At 71.1% G+C, this 19,040-nt stretch carries 19 protein-coding genes; 8 read left to right on the top strand and 11 right to left on the bottom strand.

Annotated elements, in window-relative coordinates; translation table 11 throughout:
- Window positions 1-528 (top strand): carboxyl transferase domain-containing protein (locus AC07FN_RS01770; RefSeq protein WP_478393866.1); only part of this gene is annotated, 528 nt, incomplete at its 5' end.
- Window positions 529-593: 65 nt separating this feature from the next.
- Here AC07FN_RS01770 and AC07FN_RS01765 read toward each other — a convergent pair.
- Entirely contained in the window at window positions 594-1,424 is an 831-nt protein-coding gene (locus tag AC07FN_RS01765) for a Rossmann-fold NAD(P)-binding domain-containing protein (protein WP_478393865.1), read from the bottom strand.
- Between the two features lie 80 nt (window positions 1,425-1,504).
- Here AC07FN_RS01765 and AC07FN_RS01760 point away from each other — a divergent pair, with 80 nt between their 5' ends.
- Window positions 1,505-2,446: an AraC family transcriptional regulator gene (locus AC07FN_RS01760; RefSeq protein WP_478393864.1), complete on the top strand. Its 942-nt coding sequence runs from the start codon at window positions 1,505-1,507 to the stop codon at window positions 2,444-2,446.
- 15 nt (window positions 2,447-2,461) lie between these two features.
- Here AC07FN_RS01760 and AC07FN_RS01755 read toward each other — a convergent pair whose 3' ends face one another.
- The gene (locus AC07FN_RS01755; protein ID WP_478393863.1) at window positions 2,462-3,034 is read right to left on the bottom strand and encodes a hypothetical protein; all 573 of its coding nucleotides are present in this window, start codon (window positions 3,032-3,034) and stop codon (window positions 2,462-2,464) included.
- Between the two features lie 63 nt (window positions 3,035-3,097).
- Window positions 3,098-3,574, bottom strand: a complete 477-nt coding sequence (locus AC07FN_RS01750) for a DUF3145 domain-containing protein (RefSeq protein ID WP_165968583.1) — start codon at window positions 3,572-3,574, stop codon at window positions 3,098-3,100.
- A gap of 411 nt (window positions 3,575-3,985) precedes the next feature.
- Here AC07FN_RS01750 and AC07FN_RS01745 point away from each other — a divergent pair, with 411 nt between their 5' ends.
- A complete protein-coding gene (locus AC07FN_RS01745) occupies window positions 3,986-5,239 on the top strand; it encodes a hypothetical protein (RefSeq protein ID WP_478393862.1) in 1,254 nt (417 codons plus the stop codon).
- Window positions 5,240-5,569: 330 nt separating this feature from the next.
- Here the strand turns inward: AC07FN_RS01745 and AC07FN_RS01740 are convergent, their stop codons facing one another.
- The 3 genes from AC07FN_RS01740 to AC07FN_RS01730 all read right to left on the bottom strand — a co-directional run bounded on the left by AC07FN_RS01740 (window position 5,570) and on the right by AC07FN_RS01730 (window position 7,927).
- A complete protein-coding gene (locus AC07FN_RS01740; RefSeq protein WP_478393861.1) occupies window positions 5,570-6,262 on the bottom strand; it encodes a hypothetical protein in 693 nt (230 codons plus the stop codon).
- A 115-nt stretch (window positions 6,263-6,377) separates the two neighbouring features.
- The gene (locus AC07FN_RS01735; protein ID WP_478393860.1) at window positions 6,378-7,406 is read right to left on the bottom strand and encodes a hypothetical protein; all 1,029 of its coding nucleotides are present in this window, start codon (window positions 7,404-7,406) and stop codon (window positions 6,378-6,380) included.
- Window positions 7,403-7,927: a SigE family RNA polymerase sigma factor gene (locus AC07FN_RS01730; protein WP_478393859.1), complete on the bottom strand. Its 525-nt coding sequence runs from the start codon at window positions 7,925-7,927 to the stop codon at window positions 7,403-7,405. Before AC07FN_RS01730 ends, AC07FN_RS01735 begins: the two co-directional genes overlap by 4 nt.
- Window positions 7,928-8,274: 347 nt before the next feature.
- On the opposite strand from AC07FN_RS01730, the gene AC07FN_RS01725 reads away from it, so the two are divergent.
- From AC07FN_RS01725 to AC07FN_RS01705, 5 genes are all read left to right on the top strand, one after another.
- On the top strand, window positions 8,275-9,099 hold the full coding sequence (locus AC07FN_RS01725) for an LLM class F420-dependent oxidoreductase (RefSeq protein WP_478393858.1): 825 nt from the start codon (window positions 8,275-8,277) through the stop codon (window positions 9,097-9,099).
- Window positions 9,100-9,341: 242 nt separating this feature from the next.
- A complete protein-coding gene (locus AC07FN_RS01720; RefSeq protein WP_478393857.1) occupies window positions 9,342-11,501 on the top strand; it encodes a carbon starvation CstA family protein in 2,160 nt (719 codons plus the stop codon).
- Window positions 11,498-11,704, top strand: a complete 207-nt coding sequence (locus AC07FN_RS01715) for a YbdD/YjiX family protein (RefSeq protein ID WP_452611825.1) — start codon at window positions 11,498-11,500, stop codon at window positions 11,702-11,704. Before AC07FN_RS01720 ends, AC07FN_RS01715 begins: the two co-directional genes overlap by 4 nt.
- 210 nt (window positions 11,705-11,914) lie before the next feature.
- Window positions 11,915-12,487: a DUF5753 domain-containing protein gene (locus AC07FN_RS01710; RefSeq protein ID WP_478393881.1), complete on the top strand. Its 573-nt coding sequence runs from the start codon at window positions 11,915-11,917 to the stop codon at window positions 12,485-12,487.
- Between the two features lie 24 nt (window positions 12,488-12,511).
- Window positions 12,512-12,739 carry a DUF397 domain-containing protein gene (locus tag AC07FN_RS01705; protein WP_478393856.1) on the top strand — a complete coding sequence of 76 codons (228 nt, stop codon included), beginning with the start codon at window positions 12,512-12,514 and terminating at the stop codon, window positions 12,737-12,739.
- Window positions 12,740-12,976: 237 nt separating this feature from the next.
- Here the strand turns inward: AC07FN_RS01705 and AC07FN_RS01700 are convergent, their stop codons facing one another.
- The 5 genes from AC07FN_RS01700 to AC07FN_RS01680 all read right to left on the bottom strand — a co-directional run bounded on the left by AC07FN_RS01700 (window position 12,977) and on the right by AC07FN_RS01680 (window position 18,953).
- The gene (locus AC07FN_RS01700; RefSeq protein ID WP_478393855.1) at window positions 12,977-13,606 is read right to left on the bottom strand and encodes a LysE family translocator; all 630 of its coding nucleotides are present in this window, start codon (window positions 13,604-13,606) and stop codon (window positions 12,977-12,979) included.
- 93 nt (window positions 13,607-13,699) lie between these two features.
- A complete protein-coding gene (locus AC07FN_RS01695; RefSeq protein WP_478393854.1) occupies window positions 13,700-14,866 on the bottom strand; it encodes an acyl-CoA dehydrogenase family protein in 1,167 nt (388 codons plus the stop codon).
- Window positions 14,867-14,868: 2 nt separating this feature from the next.
- Entirely contained in the window at window positions 14,869-15,927 is a 1,059-nt protein-coding gene (locus AC07FN_RS01690) for an acyl-CoA dehydrogenase family protein (RefSeq protein WP_478393853.1), read from the bottom strand.
- Window positions 15,924-18,305, bottom strand: coding sequence for a CaiB/BaiF CoA-transferase family protein (locus tag AC07FN_RS01685; RefSeq protein WP_478393852.1), 2,382 nt, complete (start codon window positions 18,303-18,305; stop codon window positions 15,924-15,926). Before AC07FN_RS01685 ends, AC07FN_RS01690 begins: the two co-directional genes overlap by 4 nt.
- Before the next feature lie 84 nt (window positions 18,306-18,389).
- Window positions 18,390-18,953, bottom strand: coding sequence for a TetR/AcrR family transcriptional regulator (locus AC07FN_RS01680; RefSeq protein ID WP_207954888.1), 564 nt, complete (start codon window positions 18,951-18,953; stop codon window positions 18,390-18,392).
- Window positions 18,954-19,040: the final 87 nt, after the last annotated feature.

The raw sequence follows: 19,040 nt of genomic DNA, 5'->3' as shown, positions 1-19,040 counted from the left end.
TCGGCGGAGAAGGCCGCCCGCTTCGTGCGGATGTGCGATTCCTTCGGCGTGCCGCTGCTGGTGCTCGTCGACGTGCCGGGCTACCTGCCCGGCGTCGGCCAGGAGTGGGGCGGCGTGGTGCGCCGCGGCGCGAAGCTGCTGCACGCCTTCGGCGAGGCCGTGGTGCCGCGGGTGACGCTGGTGACCCGCAAGTCCTACGGCGGCGCGTACATCGCGATGAACTCCCGCGCGCTGGGCGCGACCACCGTGTTCGCCTGGCCGGAGGCCGAGGTCGCGGTGATGGGCGCCAAGGCCGCGGTCGGCGTCCTGCACCGCAAGGCGCTCGCCGCCGCGCCCGAGGAGGAGCGCGAGGCCCTGCAGGACAAGCTCATCGAGGACCACGAGCGCGTGGCAGGCGGCGTCGGCCGGGCGATGTCGATCGGCGTGGTCGACGAGGTCATCGACCCCAAGACGACCCGCCGCCGCATCGCCGAAGCGCTCGCCGCGGCCCCCGCCGGGCGAGGCTCCCACGGCAACATCCCCCTCTGACCTGCTGAGCTGGACGAAAGGGGCCGCCTCCACGATGGAGGCGGCCCCTTTCGTCCTCTGTGGACCTATGACCACACCCCGGTGGGAGCGGTCCGCTTCGCGTAGTCCCGGAAGTCGCGGGGCTCGCGGCCCAGCGCCCGGTGCACGCCGTCGGCGAGGTGGGCGTTGCGACCGTCGAGCACCTCGGTGAACAGGTGGCCCAGCATCGCCACGACCTCGGCCGGGACGCCCTGTTCGACCATCCCCGCGGAGAACTGCTCGACCGTCACCGGCAGGTAATCGATGTCCCGGCCGGTCGCCGCGGCGATCTCGCCGACCGCTTCGGCGAAGGTGAGCAGCCGCGGGCCGGTCACCTCGTACACCTCACCGGCGTGGCCGTCCTCGGTCAGCGCCGCGACCGCGACCTCGGCGATGTCCTCGGCGTCGACGAACGGTTCGGCCACCCCGTCTACCGGCAGGACGACCTCGGCGGCCCGCACGGACTCCGCCAGGAAGTCCTCGCTGAAGTTCTGGTGGAACCAGCTCGCGCGCACCACCGTCCACTCCGCACCGGATTCCCGCACCGCTTGCTCGGCGCGCTGCGAGCCGATTTCCCCGCGGCCGGACAGCAGCACCAAGCGCCGGACGCCGTTGCGCACCGCCAGCTCGGCGAACGAGCCGACCGCCTCGGCGGCCTCCGGGATCGCCAGATCCGGCTGGTAGCTCACGTAGGCCGATCCGGCGTCGCGCAGCACCGGCTCCCAGGTGCTGCTGTCCTCCCAGTCGAACCGCGGCGTCGCCGAACGCGACCCGATGCGCACCGGGATGTCCTTGGCCGCGAGTCCCGCGGCCACCCGGCGGCCGGTCCGGCCGGTGCCGCCGAGGACGAGTGCTGTTTTCTGCGCCTTGTTCGTCATGGCACTAGCCAAGCGGCAAATTTCGAGACTTCCCATAGTTCATTGGCTCGATTCCATAATCCAGCGTCTAAGATCGACTCGTGGACGCACTCGTGAACCTGCTGGACGGCCCGCGAGCCCGCGGGGCTTTCCTGCTCCGCGCGGTCCTGGATCCGCCGTGGTCGCTGCGGATCCAGGACCGGGCGCCACTGACCCTGATGACCCTGGTGCGCGGATCGGCCTGGGCGGTGCCGGACGCCGGTGACCCGGTGCGGCTCGAACCCGGCGACATCGCGATCGCCAGGGGCCCCGACGCCTACACGGTCACCGACGACCCGAGCACCCCGTGGCAGGTCGTCGTGCACCCCGGGCAGGGCTGCAGCACACCGTCCGGCGAACCGCTTCGCGACCTCACCGATGTCGGCGTGCGCACCTGGGGCACGGACCTGGGCGCGTCGATGAACATGCTGATCGGCACCTACCAGATCACGGGCGAGATCAGCAGCCGCCTGCTCGCCGCGCTGCCGGCGCTGGTCGTGGTCCGGCAGGGCTCGCTGGATTCTCCGCTCGTGGAGCTGCTGGCCGCGGAGATCGGCAAGGATTCACCGGGCCAGGAAGCGGTCCTGGACCGGCTGCTCGACCTGCTGCTCATCGCGAGCCTGCGGGCGTGGTTCGCCAGCCCCGACGCACAAGCCCCGGCCTGGTACCAAGCGCACCGCGACCCGGTGGTCGGCCGGGCCCTGCAACTGCTGCACCACGACCCGGCGTTCCCGTGGACGGTGGAATCGCTGGCCACGCGGTCCGGCGCGTCGCGGGCCGGGTTGGCCCGCCGGTTCACCGATCTGGTCGGCGAGCCGCCGATGAAGTACCTGACCGGCTGGCGGCTCGCGATGGCGGCCGACCTGCTGCGGGAGTCCGACGCGACGATCGCCTCGGTCGCCCGCCAGGTCGGCTACGGCAGCGCCTTCGCGCTCAGCAACGCTTTCAAGCGGCAGTTCGACGTCAGCCCGCAGGAGCACCGCCGCGCCGAGGCCGCGGTGTGATCGCGGGCGAGGTCATCACTCGCAGGGCTTGAACAGCGCGCTGTTCGGCAGCTTGCTGGTGTCCAGCCGCAGCCCCTGGCGCATTTCGTCCAGCACCAGCGGGTAGACCACGTTCCAGGTCACGCACGTCGACTTGGCCTGCGCCGGCGCGTCCTCCAGCGTCTGGTTGCTCCGGAAGGTCAGCATCACCAGCAACGAGCCGTCCGGTCCCGGGTCGATCCGGTGCACCGTCCATTGGAAGTCGCGGGTGGTGTCGTAGTTGGCCATCCACTTGTCATGCGGCAGCTCCAGCCACTTCGCGCGGACCACTGTGGACTTCCACAGGTCGTAGCTCTTGTCGTTGATGGAGCGGAAGTGGTTGTCCAGCAGGGCCTGCACGGTTCGCCGGTCGGGATGAGCCGCGGCTTCGGGGGTGTAGACGATGCCCAGCGGCGACGTCATCCCGCCGCCCGGCTCCGTCGTAGTGCTGGAGAGCTGGTCGGCGGGCGTATCGCGGTAGACGTACTGCGACAGCAGCGCGCCACCGCCCGCTGCGCCCAGCAGCACGACGATCGCGAGCGGAATACCCCACTTCAGCCAGGAACGCACGCCCCAAGCCTTTCACACCGCCACCGAGGCGATCACAGGTTCCGGGAGAAAGACCCGCGCGAGTCAGCCCACCCGGTGCAACCAGGTCACCGGAGCACCGTCACCGGCGCGGCGGAACGGCTCGAGGGCGTCATCCCATGCGGCGCCGAGCAGCTGGTCCACGCGGTGGCCGAAGGCCTCCGGGCCCTTGGCGTTGGCCGCGAGCGTCCGCAGCTGGTCCTCGCTCACCATGATGTCGCCGTTGGCGCTCGTGCAGGCCCGCCACAGGCCCAGGCCGGGCGCATGGCAGAACCGCTGCCCGTCCACCCCGGGACTGGGGTCTTCGGTGACTTCGAAGCGCAGCATCGGCCACGCGCGCAGCGCCGTGACCAAGCGTGCGCCGGTGCCCGGCTCGCCCGACCAGTTGCACTCCGCGCGGAGTTGCCCTGGTGCTGCCGGTTGTGCCGTCCAGCGGAGTTCTGTCCGAATGCCGAGTGCGCCAGAGATCGCCCACTCGACGTGCGGGCAGACCGCAGACGGCGACGAGTGAACGTAGACCACACCAATGGTGTGGCCACGGTCGCTGCCACGGGTGCTCACTGCTGACCTCCGCTGTTCGACGAGGGACGTCTTCCCCTACGACCTCGCGTACTTGGCGATCAACAGGTGCGGCGCCATTCTGCATTGCGGGCGGAGCGCTTCGCCACCAGAACGACGGCATTCGCCGCGGGCCCGCGGGCGCGCGGCGAAGCCGGACCCGCCCGGCGGTGACTGCCCCGAATAGCGGAAATCGCAGATCCGGGGCGTTGTCCCGGGTTTTCGCGCTAGCTCGAAAGCACCAACGCGATGGCGGCGGACGAGTGGTGGACACCACTCGATCGGACGAAAGTCGAAACCCCGCGACATTACTCGGACGCCCCGACTAACGTCTCTGTTCGAACGTGCGGTCCCCACCGGATCTTGGAGGTCGTCATGCGACTGGTGCGGCTCGGTGCGGAACCGACCCAGGTCGGCGCCGACATCCGGGCGGCCATTTCCGCGTGGGGCGCCGGTTGCTCGGTGCTGGGCGGGGTCGCCGTGTTCGGTTGCCGCCCGCCCGGCAGCCCCCGGCCGCTGGACGCGGTGATCGTGCTGCCGCGCGGGGTGGTCGTGGTGCTCGGGGTCGACCTCCCCGAACCCGCGCTGAAGGTCGACGCGCCGTTGCAGACCCCGTGGACGATCGACGGCTGGCCGCTGGTGCGCACCGAAGGCGCGGTCAACCCCGGGCTGGAAGGTCTCGAATCGGCCGCCGCGCTGGCCCGCAGCCTGCAGTCGCGCGGGCTGGAGCCGCTGCCGGTGGCCGCGATCGTGGTGGTTGGCCCGTACGCCGGGCAGGTCACGCAGCCCACCACCGACCTGCACCGCGGGGTGCGGGTGGTGTCGCCGAACACGACCGCGATCCTCGCCGCCGCCCGTGAGCTGGCCACCTACGAACTGCCTTGCCCGGTCGAACCCGCCCAGCGGTTGCTGCGGGTGCTCGACGAGAGCTGCGAGCTCGGCCCGGCCGAGCTGATCGCCGAGGGCTTCCCGGAGTCCGGGGCCACCGATCTGGCCACTGCGGACACCATGCTGATCCCGAAGTACACCGACCGGCCCGCGGCCGGCGGGGCGGTGCGGCGATTCACGCCGCGCGGCAAGCTGATCGCGGCGGCCGCGGCGCTGGTACTGGTCTTCGGCGTCCTCGGGACGTGGTTGACGCTCGGCCGGCCCGCCGCCAGCCCGCCGCCGCGGACCCCGCCCGTCCAGCGGGCCGACGGAGTCGAGTTCACGCAGCGGGTGGCCGCTCGCGACGCCTCCTGCGACCGGCACTCGTTCGGCGACGTGCAGCGCTGGTTCGAGCAGCGACCGTGCCGGGGCCTGACCCGCGCGGTGTTCGACACCCAGGTGTCGGGGCGACCGGCCGCGGTCTCGGTGGCCATCGTCGAACTGCCCGACGAGCAATCCGCGCGCGAGCTGCGGGAAGTCGCCGACACCGCGGGCACCGGCGGCGTCACGGACCTGATCGCCGACGGCTTGGGCCGGCCCGGCGGTCCCGACGGGTTCGACAACGCCGCGCAGGCCGTGCAGCAGTACGGCAACCAGGTGCGGATCGTGCAAACCGCGTGGCGGGGCCACACTTCCAACCCGGATGACGTGGGCCTTCGCGCGCTGGCCGAACGCGGCCTCCGCCTCACACCTCAACCCTGACGCACCGACCCGTCACGTTCCGCCGCAATTTCTTGAGGTTGTTCCAACCTCGTTCTGCGTGGCGGTGCGGGTGGCGGAACCTCAGAGGCTCCCTGGTCTGTGGGTGCCCCTCCTGATGTATGTCCAATACACGGCGGAGGGGCCGTCCTCGCCGAGGGAACCCCGGAGGGGTGGGCACCGTGAACCCGCGGCGGTGCCAGTGTCGTAGGTGGGCTATGCGCCTGCGGCGCATGCGACAGCCCATCGACGTGCAGCTTTACGACCCGCGGCTGCGGGCCGACCAGGATGAAAAACGCTCAATGGAAATTGCGGTAGGGGCAGTGGATCCGGTCATGACTGCTCCGGTTCGCGGGCTTCGGTTTTGCGGGCTTCGGCCGGTTTGACCTGTTCCGGGATCCTGGACCAGCCGCCGCGGGCCGGGGCTCGGTCCGCGGAGAGGATCCTCGGGGCCTTGGTCAGGTACGGATTCCCCAGGCGGGCCAGGAACAACGCCGGCGCGTACAGCGGGACGACGGCCGACAGCGCCGCTGCGGTGACGCCCGCACGCAGCACGTCGCGCGGCAGCAGCGTGGTCCGCCGGTCGACGAACCGGTCGCTGGTCAGCGCCGCCAGCCACAGCACGACCACGAAGCCCACCATGGTCCCCACCGCCAGCAGGACCGCCGGCTGGTAGCCGAGCCGTTCCGCGCCGAGCATCACCGCGATCCAGCCGAGCAGCGCCGGCAGCTGGCCGCGCTCGGTCGTCGCCGCCCACAGCAGCCCGCCCAGGAGCGCGAACCCGCCGCCGCTGCTCTGCCAGGTTTCGGTGATGCGCTCGGCCCACTCGCCGCCGGTGAGGCCGAGCCGCGCGGCGAGCCTTCCCAGCACGTCCAGTGCGGTCGGGCCGTCCTCCGGCGTGACGAACTGGCCGATGATCCAGGCCAGCGTCCACAGCGACACCGCGAACGCGAGGACCTGCTGCCACCTCGGCCGGTCCAGCGCGGTCCGGTACAGCCGCAGCAGTTCCCGTGGTTGCGCCTGCACGTCCACCCCTGTCCTCGGCGTCGGAAAGCCGCTGCCGATCGTCCAGCCGTTGTGATGATCAAGCCTGGCATTGATCAGATCAGGGGCGTGTCCGCACTGCGGAGCGTGATCGGACTCAGAACGTGCCGGGGTCCGGCGCGCACTCCCCGGCGCCGGAGCAGGCGGGCGGGATCGAGCGGATCACCGAGCCGTCCACCAGCCACTGCCCCTGCTTCCCGGTGGACACCAGGAAGCGGCCCAGCGGGTCCGCGGACAGTCGCGCCTCGCCCGCGGTCAGCAGCGGCGTCCGGAACGGCACCCCGGCGCCGATCTTCCGCCCGGTGTCCGCCGCGAAGGTGGCCACCCGGGCCTGCCCGCCGTCGCAGTCCACCGGTTCCAGCGCCGCGACGTCGAGCCCGGACCAGGCGATCGCCACCGGCCCGCAGGGCGCGTCCGGCGCCGCCTCGACGTGCCCGGCCAGCGAGTTCGCGTCCGGCGCGAGCAGCAGCACCGCGGCCCGGCGGCTGCCCTGTTCCCCGGCCAGGACGGCGAGCCGGCCGTCGTCGGCCAGCGCCAGGTCGTGCACCCGCAGCCCGGGCGGGATCGCGATGGTCTGCCGGTTCTCGCCGCGCACGACCACCACGGCGTTCCCGTCCAGGTAGGCGACGCGCCCGCCGCCCGCGGCCAGCAGCCGGCCGTCGCCGGCCTCTCCGGGCAGCACCCGCTGCCCGCCCTGCGGGGTCACCTCGACGACCCGGCGTCCATCCACTGTGGACACCATGGTGTAGATCCGGTCGTCGTCGGCGGCGAGGACGCCGGCCTCGGCGCCGTCGACGCGGGCGACCTCCCGGTCCTCCCGGCCCGACAGCACGTCGAAGGCCGCGATCACGCCCGGCTCCGGCGATGCGAGGTAGCTGTCCGGCCGGACGCTGACCGGTTCCGGGTCGTGCTGGCCCGGAAGCGCGAACATGGCCACGACGAATGCGGCCGCCGCGACCGCCGCCGCGCCGACCAGCACGATCAGCGGGCGGCGCGGCGATCTCCGGCGGTGCACGCCGGCCAGCAGCCGCGGCAGCGCGTCGGGCCTCGGCTCGACGTCTTCGACCAGGTGGTGCAGCTGCGCCCGCAGCAGGTCCACTTCCCGTGTGCTGTTCCCGTCCTTCACACCCGCTCCCCCAGCAGATCCGACAGTCGTGAGACGCCACGCGAGCAGTACGACTTCACCGCGCCCTGGCTGCAGCCCATGACCTCCGCGGTGCGCGCTTCGCTGAGATCGGCGTAGTAGCGCAGCACCACGGCCTCCCGCTGCCGGCGCGGCAGCTTGGTCAGCGCCGCGGCCAGCACCGCGCGATCGACCCCGCGGCCCGTGTCGTCGGGCTGGCGGTCCTCGACGGCGAGCTTCGGCTGGTACTTCTTGGCGATCAGCCGTCGCCGCAGCATCGAGCGGGCCCGGTTGAGCACCGCCTGCCGGAGGAATGCCAGCGCCTTGTCCGGATCGCGCAGCCGCGAACGGGAGTCGAAGACCCGCACGTAGGCGTCCTGCACGATGTCCTCCGCGGTGGCGCGGTCGTCCACCAGCAGGATCGCGATGCGCAGCAGTTGCCGGTAATGCTCCTGGTAGAGGTCGGTCAGCTTGCTCGTCAGTTCATCCATTGCCGCCAGCCCGTCGCCCGGCCAGGCGGTCACGGGCAATGCGATCGACACCGTCACATATCTGCACGACGCCCAAGCCCCCCTCCTTGGTTGCGGCCGGGTTTCACTTGTAACCAATCGGCTGCACCCAACGGCGGCGAAGTTTACCGGCGGGTCCGCCGATGATGATCTCGTGGCGGCTTCTGCCAGCCCTGCCGCCAGATGGATCATGCCCGGTCAGCCCCACTGCACTACCGCCACGCGCGACCGGGGTAAGCATCGTTCGGGTGTTAGGAGCTCTTGCCGGTCGCCAACCGGCGCGGTAGGCCTGTGGTGCCGCGCGGCGCCGAACCGCCGGATCGGCCGGGCGACCTTGCCGGACGCAGCTCTAGGAGGCGCTGATGAAGTTCGGGATCACCACGTTCATCACCGATGAGGGGATCGGCCCGGCGGAACTGGGCAGGGCCGTCGAGGAGCGCGGGTTCGACTCGCTCTTCGCCCCCGAGCACACGCACATCCCGGTGAGCCGGGAATCGCCCTATCCGGGCGGCGGCGACCTGCCCCGCGTCTACTACCGCACGCTGGATCCGTTCGTCTCGCTCACCGCGATCGCGGCGGTCACCGAGCGCCTGCTGGTGGCCACCGGGATCTCGCTGATCATCGAGCGTGATCCGATCACCACCGCCAAGGAGGTCGCCAGCCTCGACCTGGTGTCCGGTGGGCGCGTCATCTTCGGCCTCGGGGCGGGCTGGAACCGGGAGGAGATGCGCAACCACGGCACCGATCCAGCGACCCGCGGCGCGCTGATGGACGAGCGGATCCGGGCGATGCGGGAGATCTGGACGAAGGAGGCGGCCGAGTTCCACGGCGAGCACGTCGACTTCGACCCGATCTACGCGTGGCCGAAGCCGGTGCAGCAGCCGCATCCGCCGATCTACGTCGGCGGGGAGGGCGAGCGCGCCATAGCGCGGGTCGCCGAGTACGGCGGCGGCTGGTTGCCGCGCGGTGGCACCGAGAACCTCGGCGACCTGGTGCCGAAGGTGCGCGACCGGGCGGGTTGGCGGGTGCCGGTCTCGGTCTTCGCGGCGCCGCGCGATCCGGCGGTCCTGGAGTCCTACGCGGCGGCCGGGGTGGACCGCGCGCTGTTCCTGCTGCCGACCCACCAGCGCGACGAATCGCTGCGCCGGCTCGACGCGCTGGCGGAACTCGCCGAACGCCACGGCTGATCGGCGAATCCGCTGGCCCGCCGCGGCGGGCCAGCGGTGTTCACAGGTCTTCGTCTCGCGATTACCAGGCGTGGCTTACATCCTGGTTACTTCCATGCATCGGGCTGGACATTCGGGACATGCGCACAGATCCTCGTGTCTGCTGTGCCCAGTCGTGTTGCACAGCGCATACGCGGGAATGGAGTCCGGGGACGGTGGCTACGAAAACAGCGCCGAGCGGTGGGGCGGCTCGGAAACGCAGGATGAGTCCCAAGGAAATCGCCATCTGGACGTTGGTGGCGGTCGTCGGCGCGATTTCGTGGGGCGTCATCGCGCTGTTCCGCGGCGAGGAGATCTCCGCGGCCTGGCTGGTGTTCGCGGCGCTCGCCTCGTACGCCATCGGTTACCGCTTCTACGCCCGGTTCATCGCCTACCGGGTGCTGAAGGTCGACGACACCCGCGCGACGCCCGCGGAGCGGCTGAACAACGGCACCGACTTCCAGCCGACCGACCGGCGCGTGCTCTTCGGCCACCACTTCGCGGCGATCGCCGGGGCCGGCCCGCTGGTGGGCCCGGTGCTGGCCGCGCAGATGGGCTATCTGCCGGGCACCATCTGGATCATCGTCGGCGTCATCTTCGCGGGCGCGGTGCAGGACATCGTGGTGCTGTTCTTCTCCACGCGGCGCGACGGCCGCAGCCTCGGGCAGATGGCCCGCGAGGAGATCGGGCCGATCGGCGGCATCGCGGCGCTGATCGCCGTGCTGGCCATCATGATCATCCTGCTGGCCGTGCTGGCGCTGGTCGTGGTCGGCGCGCTGAAGGGTTCCCCGTGGGGCACCTTCTCGATCGGCATGACGATCCCGATCGCCCTGTTCATGGGCTTCTACCTGCGCTACCTGCGCCCGGGCAAGATCGTCGAGGTCTCGGTGATCGGCGTGGCGCTGCTGCTGCTGAGCATCGTGGCAGGCAGCTGGGTCGCCGATTCGGCGCTGGCCGGGATGTTCACGCTCACCGGCAACCAGCTGACCTTCGCGCTGATCGCGTACGGGTTCATCGCCTCGGTGCTGCCGGTGTGGATGCTGCTGGCGCCGCGCGACTACCTGAGCACCTTCATGAAGGTCGGCGTCATCGTACTGCTCGCGGTGTCGATCCTGATCGCGATGCCGATGATGAAGACCGAGGCGATCACCGAATTCGCGCTCAACGGGCAGGGTCCGGTGTTCGCCGGCTCGCTGTTCCCGTTCGTGTTCATCACGATCGCCTGCGGTGCGCTGTCCGGCTTCCACGCGCTGGTGGCCTCGGGCACCACGCCGAAGCTGCTGGAGAAGGAGTCGCAGGTCCGGGTCATCGGCTACGGCGGGATGCTCACCGAGTCGTTCGTGGCGATCATGGCGCTGGCCGCGGCGTGCATCATCGAGCCGGGCCTGTTCTACGCGATGAACATGCCGGCATCGGTGCTCGGCAACACGCTGCAGTCGGCGTCGCAGGCGGTTGCCGGAGTCGGCTTCCAGATCTCCCCGGAGGAGCTGGCGGCGGCCGCGGCGGCGGTGGACGAGAGCACGCTGGTCGGCCGCAGCGGCGGCGCACCGACCCTGGCCGTCGGCCTTTCCGAGGTGTTCTCGCAGGTCATCGGCGGCGACGCGATGAAGGCGTTCTGGTACCACTTCGCGGTGATGTTCGAGGCGCTGTTCATCCTGACCACTGTGGACGCCGGAACCCGGGTGGGCCGGTTCATGCTGCAGGACACCGTGGGCAACGTCTGGAAGCGCTTCGGCGACGTCAGCTGGAAGCCGGGCAACTGGATCGCCAGCGCCGTGATCGTCGGATCCTGGGGCTACTTCCTGTGGGCCGGGGTGAACGACCCGCTGGGCGGCATCAACCAGCTGTTCCCGCTGTTCGGCATCGCGAACCAGCTGCTGGCGGCGGTGGCGCTGGCGGTGGCCACCACGATCCTGATCAAGACGGGCCGGGCGAAGTACGCGTGGGTGACGGTGATCCCGCTGGCGTGGGACGCGGCGGTGACGCTGGTCGCGAGCTGGCAGAAGATCTTCTCCGCCGACCCCAAGATCGGCTTCTTCGCGCAGCGCGCGGCGTACCAGGCGGCGCTGGACGCGGGCCAGACCAGCAAGGGCTCGGCGCACACGGTCGAGGAGATGCAGAAGGTCGTGGTCAACTCCACTGTGGACGGAGTGCTGAGCATCCTGTTCGCCCTGCTGATCGTGATCGTGCTGCTGGACGCGGTCCGGGTGTGGATCAAGGCGCTGCGCGCCGGCGCGCCGCTGCCGGACACCGAAGTCCCGCACGTGGAGTCGCAGCTGTTCGCCCCGTCCGGGCTGATCCCGACGGCCGAAGAGAAGCGGATCCAGAAGGAGCTGGAGACGGCCGGGACTCCGGGGGCCGAGAAGGCCGGGGCGGGCACATGACCGGCACGATCGTGGCCAGGCTGCGCGAGTCCGCTCGCACGGCCTGGCAGATCGTGCGCGGCGTGGTCGGCGAGAACGCCTACGAGCGCTACCTGGAGCACCACAGCCGGAACCACCCGGACGAGCAACCGCTGCCGGAGCGGGAGTTCTGGCGACGCCACGTCGACCGCCAGGACGCAACTCCCGGCTCCCGCTGCTGCTGATGGAACACGAAGGGCGCCTCCGCCGAAAACCGGCGGAGGCGCCCTTCGCTCATTCACCGACCCAGACCACACGGCCGGAGATATGACTGCCCCAGCTGAAGGCACGCCGGGCTTCCTCCGCCGACGCCACGCTCATGCGAAGACCGCGGTCAGTGCTGATGATCTCGAACCGCTCCCCGAACGCCATGCCCCACGCCGTTCCGGAAGAACCTGCCCGAGGACTTCCACGCTTTCCTGAACCTGGAGGTCGCCCTCGTCGCGTCGCGGAGCTTCGAAACCCTCCTAGTGCCAGGCCTTCTGCAAACCGCTGACTACGCGCACGCCTTGATCCGGGGGATCAACCCGGATATCGCCGAGGACGAAGTCGACCGACGAGTCGCAGCTCGCCTCGCCCGGCAGCAGATCCTTCGCAAGGCCGAACCGCCTAAGCTGCACGTGATTCTCGACGAAGGACTGCTGCAACGGCCGGTCGGCGCGCCGCGAGTGATGCGCAATCAACTTCGTTTCCTCGCCGAAGCGGCGGAAGAAGCCAACATCACAGTGCAGGTCTTGCCCAGGATGGTCGGCGCGAGTCCGGCATTGGAAGGCCCGTTCTCGATCCTGACGCTACCCGATCCGATTCCTGACGTGGGGTACTCAGAAGGTCCGTGTCGCGCGGTCTACATCGAGGATCGTGAACTCGTCCGTGCCTACACGCTCCGTTTCGGTATCCTCACCGAGCAGTCGCTGTCGCAGGTCGACTCGGTGAACAAGCTTGCCGAAGCCGCTGAGAGCTACGGGTGACGTGCGGTCAAGGAGGGCGCGAAGATGATCGAGCAGAGTGCGTTACGTCCTGAAAACTGGCGCAAGAGCAGCTACTCAGGTGGCGGTGGTGTCGGGGGCGGCAACTGCGTCGAGGTGGCGACGGTAGCTGACGGCCGAGTCGCCTTCCGCGACAGCAAGAATCCCGATGCTGGGTTCCTGCTCTTCACCCGTGCCCAGGTCGACTCTTGGATGAAACAACTCAAGGACAACGAGTTCGACCGCCTCGCCTGATCGCGCACTGGCAGTCGGTTGCACCGAATGAACTCATGGACGCTGGGCTTCGCAGGTTAGGTCGGCCCATCCAGTTTGCGCCCGAGAGAGTCCAACTCCTGAGCCAGGCGCTGCGGCGTACGGGCGGTGGCGTGGCGGCAGCAGTCCCCAGCTGTGACCGACGTACGGCTGCCCGGCCGCAGTTGTACTACAGGCGGGCAGCCTCGGACAGTGCTGACGTGGCTGATCAGGGCCGTGTCACGACCTCAGGTCTTCGGTTGTCATTCGCAGGGCGAGGGCTCCGAAGACCACGGCCGCCGTTCGGTCCAGCCAGCGTTGGATCGCCCGGCGGCGGAGCAGGACGTTCGACAGCCAGCCCGAGCCGAGGCCCACCGAGGCGTCCACGCTGAGGCCCACCACGACCAGCAGGCCGCCGAGGGACAGCAGCTGCACCGGGATCGGCCAGGCCGCCTGCGCGCTGACGAACTGCGGGACGAACGCCAGGTAGAACAGGATCATCTTGGGGTTCGACACGTTCGTCAGCACCGCCAGGGCGTAGATGCGCCGCAGCGACCTCGCCGGTGCCGCCTGCACCTCCGGCACCGCCGACGCGCGCCACGACTGGACCGCCAGGTACAGCAGGAAGACGACACCGGCTATCCGCACGACCTCCAGCGCCGCGGGCACCGCCTGGAACATCGCCGTCAGCCCGAGCGCGGCCACGACCGTGTGCACGACGATGCCGCTGGACATGCCCAGGGCTGCGATCACGCCGCCACGCGGCCCCGAGGAAATGCCGTTGGCCAGGATGAACATCATGTCCGGGCCGGGCACCAGCGAGATCACCGCCGCGGCGCCGATGAACGCAAGCACGATTCCGAGATCCATCTCAGCCCCCGATCCGAGCGCTGTGCGACCGGGGCCGGGGAAGTGGAGTCCGAGTCAGTTGGGAAGTCCTCTCGCGCATGACCGCGACCGCGATCAGCCTGATTTGGGGATCTCCCGGAAGGGTACGTCCCTGAACCGATCCGGTTCCTTGGGCAGGCGGAGGATCCGTTCGCCGATGATGTTGCGCTGGATCTGGTCCGTGCCACCGCCGATCGAGGTGAAGTAGGCGTTCATCGCGGCGAAGTTCGCGTCGTCGCCGTCGGGGTGGTCGGCGCCCTCCAGCATCGCCTCCGCGCCGACGATCGCCGTCTGCACCCGGCCGGTCTCGTGCAGCAGTCGCGACATCAGCAGCTTCCCCAGCGATGCCAGCGACGACGAGGTGCCCTGCTCCAGCTCGGCCTGCGCGCGCTGGTTGTTCCAGCGGTTCGCCGCCCGCAGCGCCAGCACCCGCGCGATGTCCTGGCGCACCACCGGATCGTCGAGCCGCCCGTGCCTGCGGGCCAGCTCGATCAGGTCGACCTCCCCGCCGTCCTTCTTCGCGTGCCGCGTGCTCGCGCCGCGGTTGGACTCCGCGAGCACCACCCGCTCGTAGGCCAGCGCGGTCTGCAGCACCCGCCAGCCCTGGCCGGGTTCGCCGAGCATGTTCGCCGCCGGAACCCGGGCATCGGTGAGGAAGACCTCGTTGAAGTGCGCCTCTCCAGTCATCTGCCGCAGCGGCCGCACCGTCACGCCCGGCTGGTCCATCGGCAGGAAGAAGAAGCTGATGCCGCGGTGCTTCGGCGCCTCCGGGTCGGTGCGGGCGATGAGCATGCCGTAGTCGGCCTCGGCCGCGTTGGACGTCCACACCTTCTGCCCGTCGACCCGGTAGGAATCGCCGTCCGGGACAGCGGTGGTGCGCAGGCCCGCCAGGTCGGAACCGGCGCCGGGTTCGCTGTAGAGCAGGCACATCCGGATCTCGCCGAGCAGCAGCGGCCGGATGAACCGCTGCCGCAGCTCCGCGCTGCCGTACGCCAGGACTGTGTTCGCCCACAGGTTGGTCCGGTCCTGGCCGCTGCCCGGCGCGCCGGCCCGGCGGAACTCCGCCTCCACGACACCGGCCGATTCCTCGTCCAGGCCGAGCCCGGAGTTCTCGCGCGACCAGCGCGGCACCGCGTAGCCGCGATCCACCACCGCGGCCAGCCATTCGGCGCGGTCGGTCGCCGGGTCCCAGTGGTCGGCGAGCCACTGCCGCACTTCGCTGCGCAACGAGTCGATGTTCATGGTCACCCCTGATCGGCGATGGCGGAGAGGTAGCGCTCTCGGTGCGTTGCCGCGTCGCCGAGCAGCTGGGCGCTGCTGCGGGCTCGGCGCAGGTAGAGGTGCGCGGGATGGTCCCAGGTGAAGCCGATCCCGCCGTGGATCTGGATGTTGTCGGCGGCCACTCGCACGAACGCGTCGGAGCAGAAGGCCTGCGCCATCGCGGCCAGCGCGGTGGCCTCCGGGCTCCGCTCGGCCAGCGCCCAGGCCGCCGCGTAGGCGGTGGAGTACGCCGACTCGACCTCCACCAGCAGGTCGGCGCACATGTGCTTGATGGCCTGGAAGCCGCCGATGGCGCGACCGAACTGGAACCGGGTCCGGGCGTGCTCCACGGCCATGTCCAGCGCCGCCCGGGCCCCGCCGGCTTGTTCAGCGGCGAGCGCGACCTCCCCGGTGCGCAGCGTCCATTCCACCGCCGCGGCGGTGCTGCCGGGGTCTCCGACCGGCCGGGCGGGCACGTCGTCGAGGGTGATCTCGGCGAGCCGCCGAGTACCATCCACAGTGGACATAGGCTGGATCGAGACGCCGCCGGCGGCCGGGTCGACGGCGAACACCCGCGGCCCGCCGGCGACCACCAGCAGCAGGTCGGCCGTCGCGCCGTCGAGCACGAAGCGCTGCTCGCCGGAAAGCCTTTCCCCCGCGGCGATCGACTGTTGTGCGAACACGACGGTCGCGGTGCGCTGCCCGCTCGCCAGGTCCGGCAGGAACTCCGCGCACGAGAGTTCGGTAAGCAGCGTGGCGGCGAGCACCGAGCTCGACAGGTACGGGCCGCAGAACAGCTTCTTGCCCATCTCCTCCAGCACGATGGCGAGCTCGACCGGCCCGGCCCCCGCCCCGCCGCAGCTCTCCGGCACCACCAGGCCCGCCAGGCCCAGCTGCTCGGCGAGCAGCTTCCACAGGTCCTGGTCGACGCCGGTGGCGCTCGCAGCCGCCGCGCGCACGGCGGGTTCCGCACTGTGGTCGTCGAGCAGCGCGCGCACCGCCTGGCGCAGCGCGCGCTGCTCATCGGTGAAGTCGAAGGTCATGTGGACGCTCCCGGGGTGCGAAGGGGTTGCCACGGATCGGTTTCGGCCAGCACGCCCACGTCGACGAGCGCGTCGACGGCAGCGTCATCCATGCCCAGCAGTCCGGTGCAGATCTCCCGCGTGTGCTGGCCCTGCGCCGGCGCGGGGCGCAGGCTGGGCGCGGCGATCGTGTCCGACCGGCACTGGGCGTTCTCGGTGGGCAGCGGAGTGGCGAGGGTCGGCTGGTAGAGGGTGCCGAACGCCCGGCGTTCCCGCAGGGCCGGATCCGTTGCGTACGAGCGAATTCGGCGCATCGGCCCGGCCGGCACGCCGACCCGCTGCAACTCGCGCATGACCTCGTCGGGTGTGCGCCGGGCGGTCCACCCGGCGACCAGTTCGTCGATCTCCTCCCGGTGCGCCGCGTCCGGCAGCTCGATGACACCGCGCAGCCGCTGGAAGTCGGCGTCGCCGCGCACCGCGATGACGCACCATTCGTCGTCGCCCGCGCACGGGTACACGCCGCAAGGCGCGGTGTCCTCGTCCCGATCTCCGTGCGGCCGCACCGATCCCGGCTCCAACGATTCCCGCAACACCTGCGCGGACAGGGCGTTGAGGATCGCCTCCGCCTGCGAGCAGGTGACCCGGCGGCCCCGGCCGGTTTCCCCCCGCTCGATCAGCACGGCCAGCGCGGCGATGTCCACGATGCGGCCGACGAGGTGATCCGGGTAGACGGTGACCCCGTCGGCGAAGCCGTCGGGCACCCCGGGGTCCCGCCACAGCGCGGTCAACCCGGTCACGGCTCGCACCAGCGGCCCGTAGCCCATCCAGCCGCTCCACGGACCGGTGTGCCCGACGGCACTGCTCTCGACGACCACCAAGCGCGGGTTGACCTCGGCGAGCCTGCGGTGGCCGATGCCCAGCTTCTCCAGGGTTCCCGGCTTGAAGTTGCTCAGCAGCACGTCGGCGGTCTCCGCGAGCCGCTCGAACAGCTCCCGGCCGCGCGGGTCGCGCAGGTCGACCGACAGGCTGCGCTTGCCGCGATGTCCCCAGGCGAAGCCTGCGGAGACGGTGCCGTCGAACGGGGCGCGGCCGGCGTCGGGGTGCGCGCTGTTCTCGACCTTGATCACGTCCGCGCCCAGATCCGCGAACAGCCGCCCGGCTTCCGCGCCGACCACGATCACGCCGAGATCCAGCACCCGCAGCCCGGCGAACGGCGCGCCGCGATCGGCCTTCCCGGACCCGAGCGGCGGCGGCAGCGGCGGCAGCGAATCGAGGAGCTCGTCGTGCTCGCCGAGCGCCGGGCTGGGCCGGGTGGGCCCGATGCGCCGGCCGTCGGGCTCGATGCAGCTCCGCGGCAGCACTCCGCGCACGCCGGGGGCGATCTCCGCCGTCTCGAAGACGCCCCGCTCCCGGAAGTGCTCGGCCGCCGCGACCGCGCCGAGGTCGAGCAGCGGTGCCACCGGAATCCCGCGCCGCTGCCCCTCCACCGCCGCGTCCACCGCGCGCTTCCCGGCGAACAGCTCGGTGATCAGCGGACGCAGCCGGTCGTCGGCGTGCTGCCGTTCGAGGATGGTGTCGTACTTGGGGTCCTGGAATCCGGCAGGCTCGCCGAGCCAGGCCCGCATCGCCCGCCACTGCGCGGCGCTGAGCAGGCAGACCCGGACGTGCCCGTCGGCGCAGGGGTACACGGGGTAGTAATGCGCGACGTCCGGCCGCCCGTGCGGGAAGTCCCACCACTGGCGGCCGTAGCCGGCGGTCGGCCCGGCGCCGAAGGCCGGGTCGAAGACCTGGATCGCCGTCTCGTACAGCGAAACGTCCAGGTGGTCACCGCGACCGGTGCTCAGCCGCCGGTAGTGGCCGACCAGCGCGCACCAGGTCGCCTGCGCCGCCGCGGCCTGCTCCACGATCTCGTGCGGCGGCAGGAGCGGGCGCCGGCCGGGCACGCCGGACCGGCACAGGACGCCCGCCATCGCCGCGAGCACCCACTCGGTCGCGACGAAGTCGCGGTACGGCCCGGTGAGCCCGAAGTCGGTGACGGACACGATCACCAACGTCGGCACGCGCCGGCGGATGTCGGCGAAATCCGGATCCCGCGCCGTGGTCAGCCAGATGTCCGCGGTCGACAGCAGGCGCACCAGATCGGCGCGCCCGCCCGGATCGTCGAGGTCGAGGGTGACGCCGAGCTTCCCGGCGTTGTAGGTGGCCTCCCGGAGACTGACGTCGCCGTGCCGGGGCCAGGCGGTCCGGGTGCCTGCGCCGCCCGGTGGTTCCACCCGGATCACTTCGGCGCCGAGGTCGGCCAGGTGCCGCCCGCACATCTCGGCCCGGCCGTCGGTCGTGTCGACCACGCGCAGGGCCCGCAACGGAGCGGGCGGATCGTCGTCGCGGCAGTGGCTCATTCGAAACCTCCTGGTTTCGCGCTGAGTCCGACGTACCCGAACATATTTCCGACGACTTCCGTCCGCAATAGCCCTTCGGGGGACTCAGGACCGGGCGTGCACCCCGGCCAGGACGGTGTCGACCAGCTCGGCCAGGTAGCCCGCGGACTCCGCCCAGACCTGCCCGCGCAGGTGCAGCGGCGTGGCGCGGACGTGGTTGGACACCGCGCCCGCGATCAGGTCGGCGATCAGCGCCACCGACGCGCCGGGCGGCAGTTCGCCGCGCTCGATGCCGCGGCGCACGATCGCGCGGGTCGCCCGGATGTGCTCGGGGTACGGGTCGTCGGTCAGCGACTCGGCGAGCTCCGGCGAGAACTGCGCGTCCACGCCCAGCCGGGAGGTCAGCGCGCCCTCGTCGGCACCCAGGTACTCCATCCAGCCGCGGGCGAACTCGACCAGGTCGGCCCGCAGCTCGCCGGTGTCGATCTCGGCGATGAACCTGGTGCGCTCCCGCACCGCGGCGACCAGCAACGCCGCCTTGTTCGGCCAGCGCAGGTAGAGCGAGCCCTTCCCGATCCCGGAGCGCCGGGCGACCTCGTCGAGCGAGAAGCCGCTCCAGCCGCGCTCGGCGTACACCGCCCGCGCCGCCTCCAAGGCGCGCGTGTCCACCGCTGGATCCCGGGGCCGTCCGACGCGCTGTGCCTTCGCCACCACGCCATCCTGGCACCCGATCCGGGGGCGCAACGCTTCCAGGCT

It is taken from the genome of Saccharopolyspora sp. NPDC045941 (genome assembly GCF_056431445.1).
The sequence above is the reverse complement of the archived record's forward strand: the minus strand, read 5'-3'. Positions and strand labels throughout refer to the sequence as shown.

Coding starts and splice junctions, on each gene's coding strand:
- AC07FN_RS01765 (WP_478393865.1), bottom strand. CDS start 1,424: ATGACGAACAAGGCGCAGAAAACAGCACTCGTCCTCGGCGGCACCGGC.
- AC07FN_RS01745 (WP_478393862.1), top strand. CDS start 3,986: ATGCGACTGGTGCGGCTCGGTGCGGAACCGACCCAGGTCGGCGCCGAC.
- AC07FN_RS01725 (WP_478393858.1), top strand. CDS start 8,275: ATGAAGTTCGGGATCACCACGTTCATCACCGATGAGGGGATCGGCCCG.
- AC07FN_RS01720 (WP_478393857.1), top strand. CDS start 9,342: ATGAGTCCCAAGGAAATCGCCATCTGGACGTTGGTGGCGGTCGTCGGC.
- AC07FN_RS01715 (WP_452611825.1), top strand. CDS start 11,498: ATGACCGGCACGATCGTGGCCAGGCTGCGCGAGTCCGCTCGCACGGCC.
- AC07FN_RS01705 (WP_478393856.1), top strand. CDS start 12,512: ATGATCGAGCAGAGTGCGTTACGTCCTGAAAACTGGCGCAAGAGCAGC.
- AC07FN_RS01700 (WP_478393855.1), bottom strand. CDS start 13,606: ATGGATCTCGGAATCGTGCTTGCGTTCATCGGCGCCGCGGCGGTGATC.
- AC07FN_RS01695 (WP_478393854.1), bottom strand. CDS start 14,866: ATGAACATCGACTCGTTGCGCAGCGAAGTGCGGCAGTGGCTCGCCGAC.
- AC07FN_RS01690 (WP_478393853.1), bottom strand. CDS start 15,927: ATGACCTTCGACTTCACCGATGAGCAGCGCGCGCTGCGCCAGGCGGTG.
- AC07FN_RS01685 (WP_478393852.1), bottom strand. CDS start 18,305: ATGAGCCACTGCCGCGACGACGATCCGCCCGCTCCGTTGCGGGCCCTG.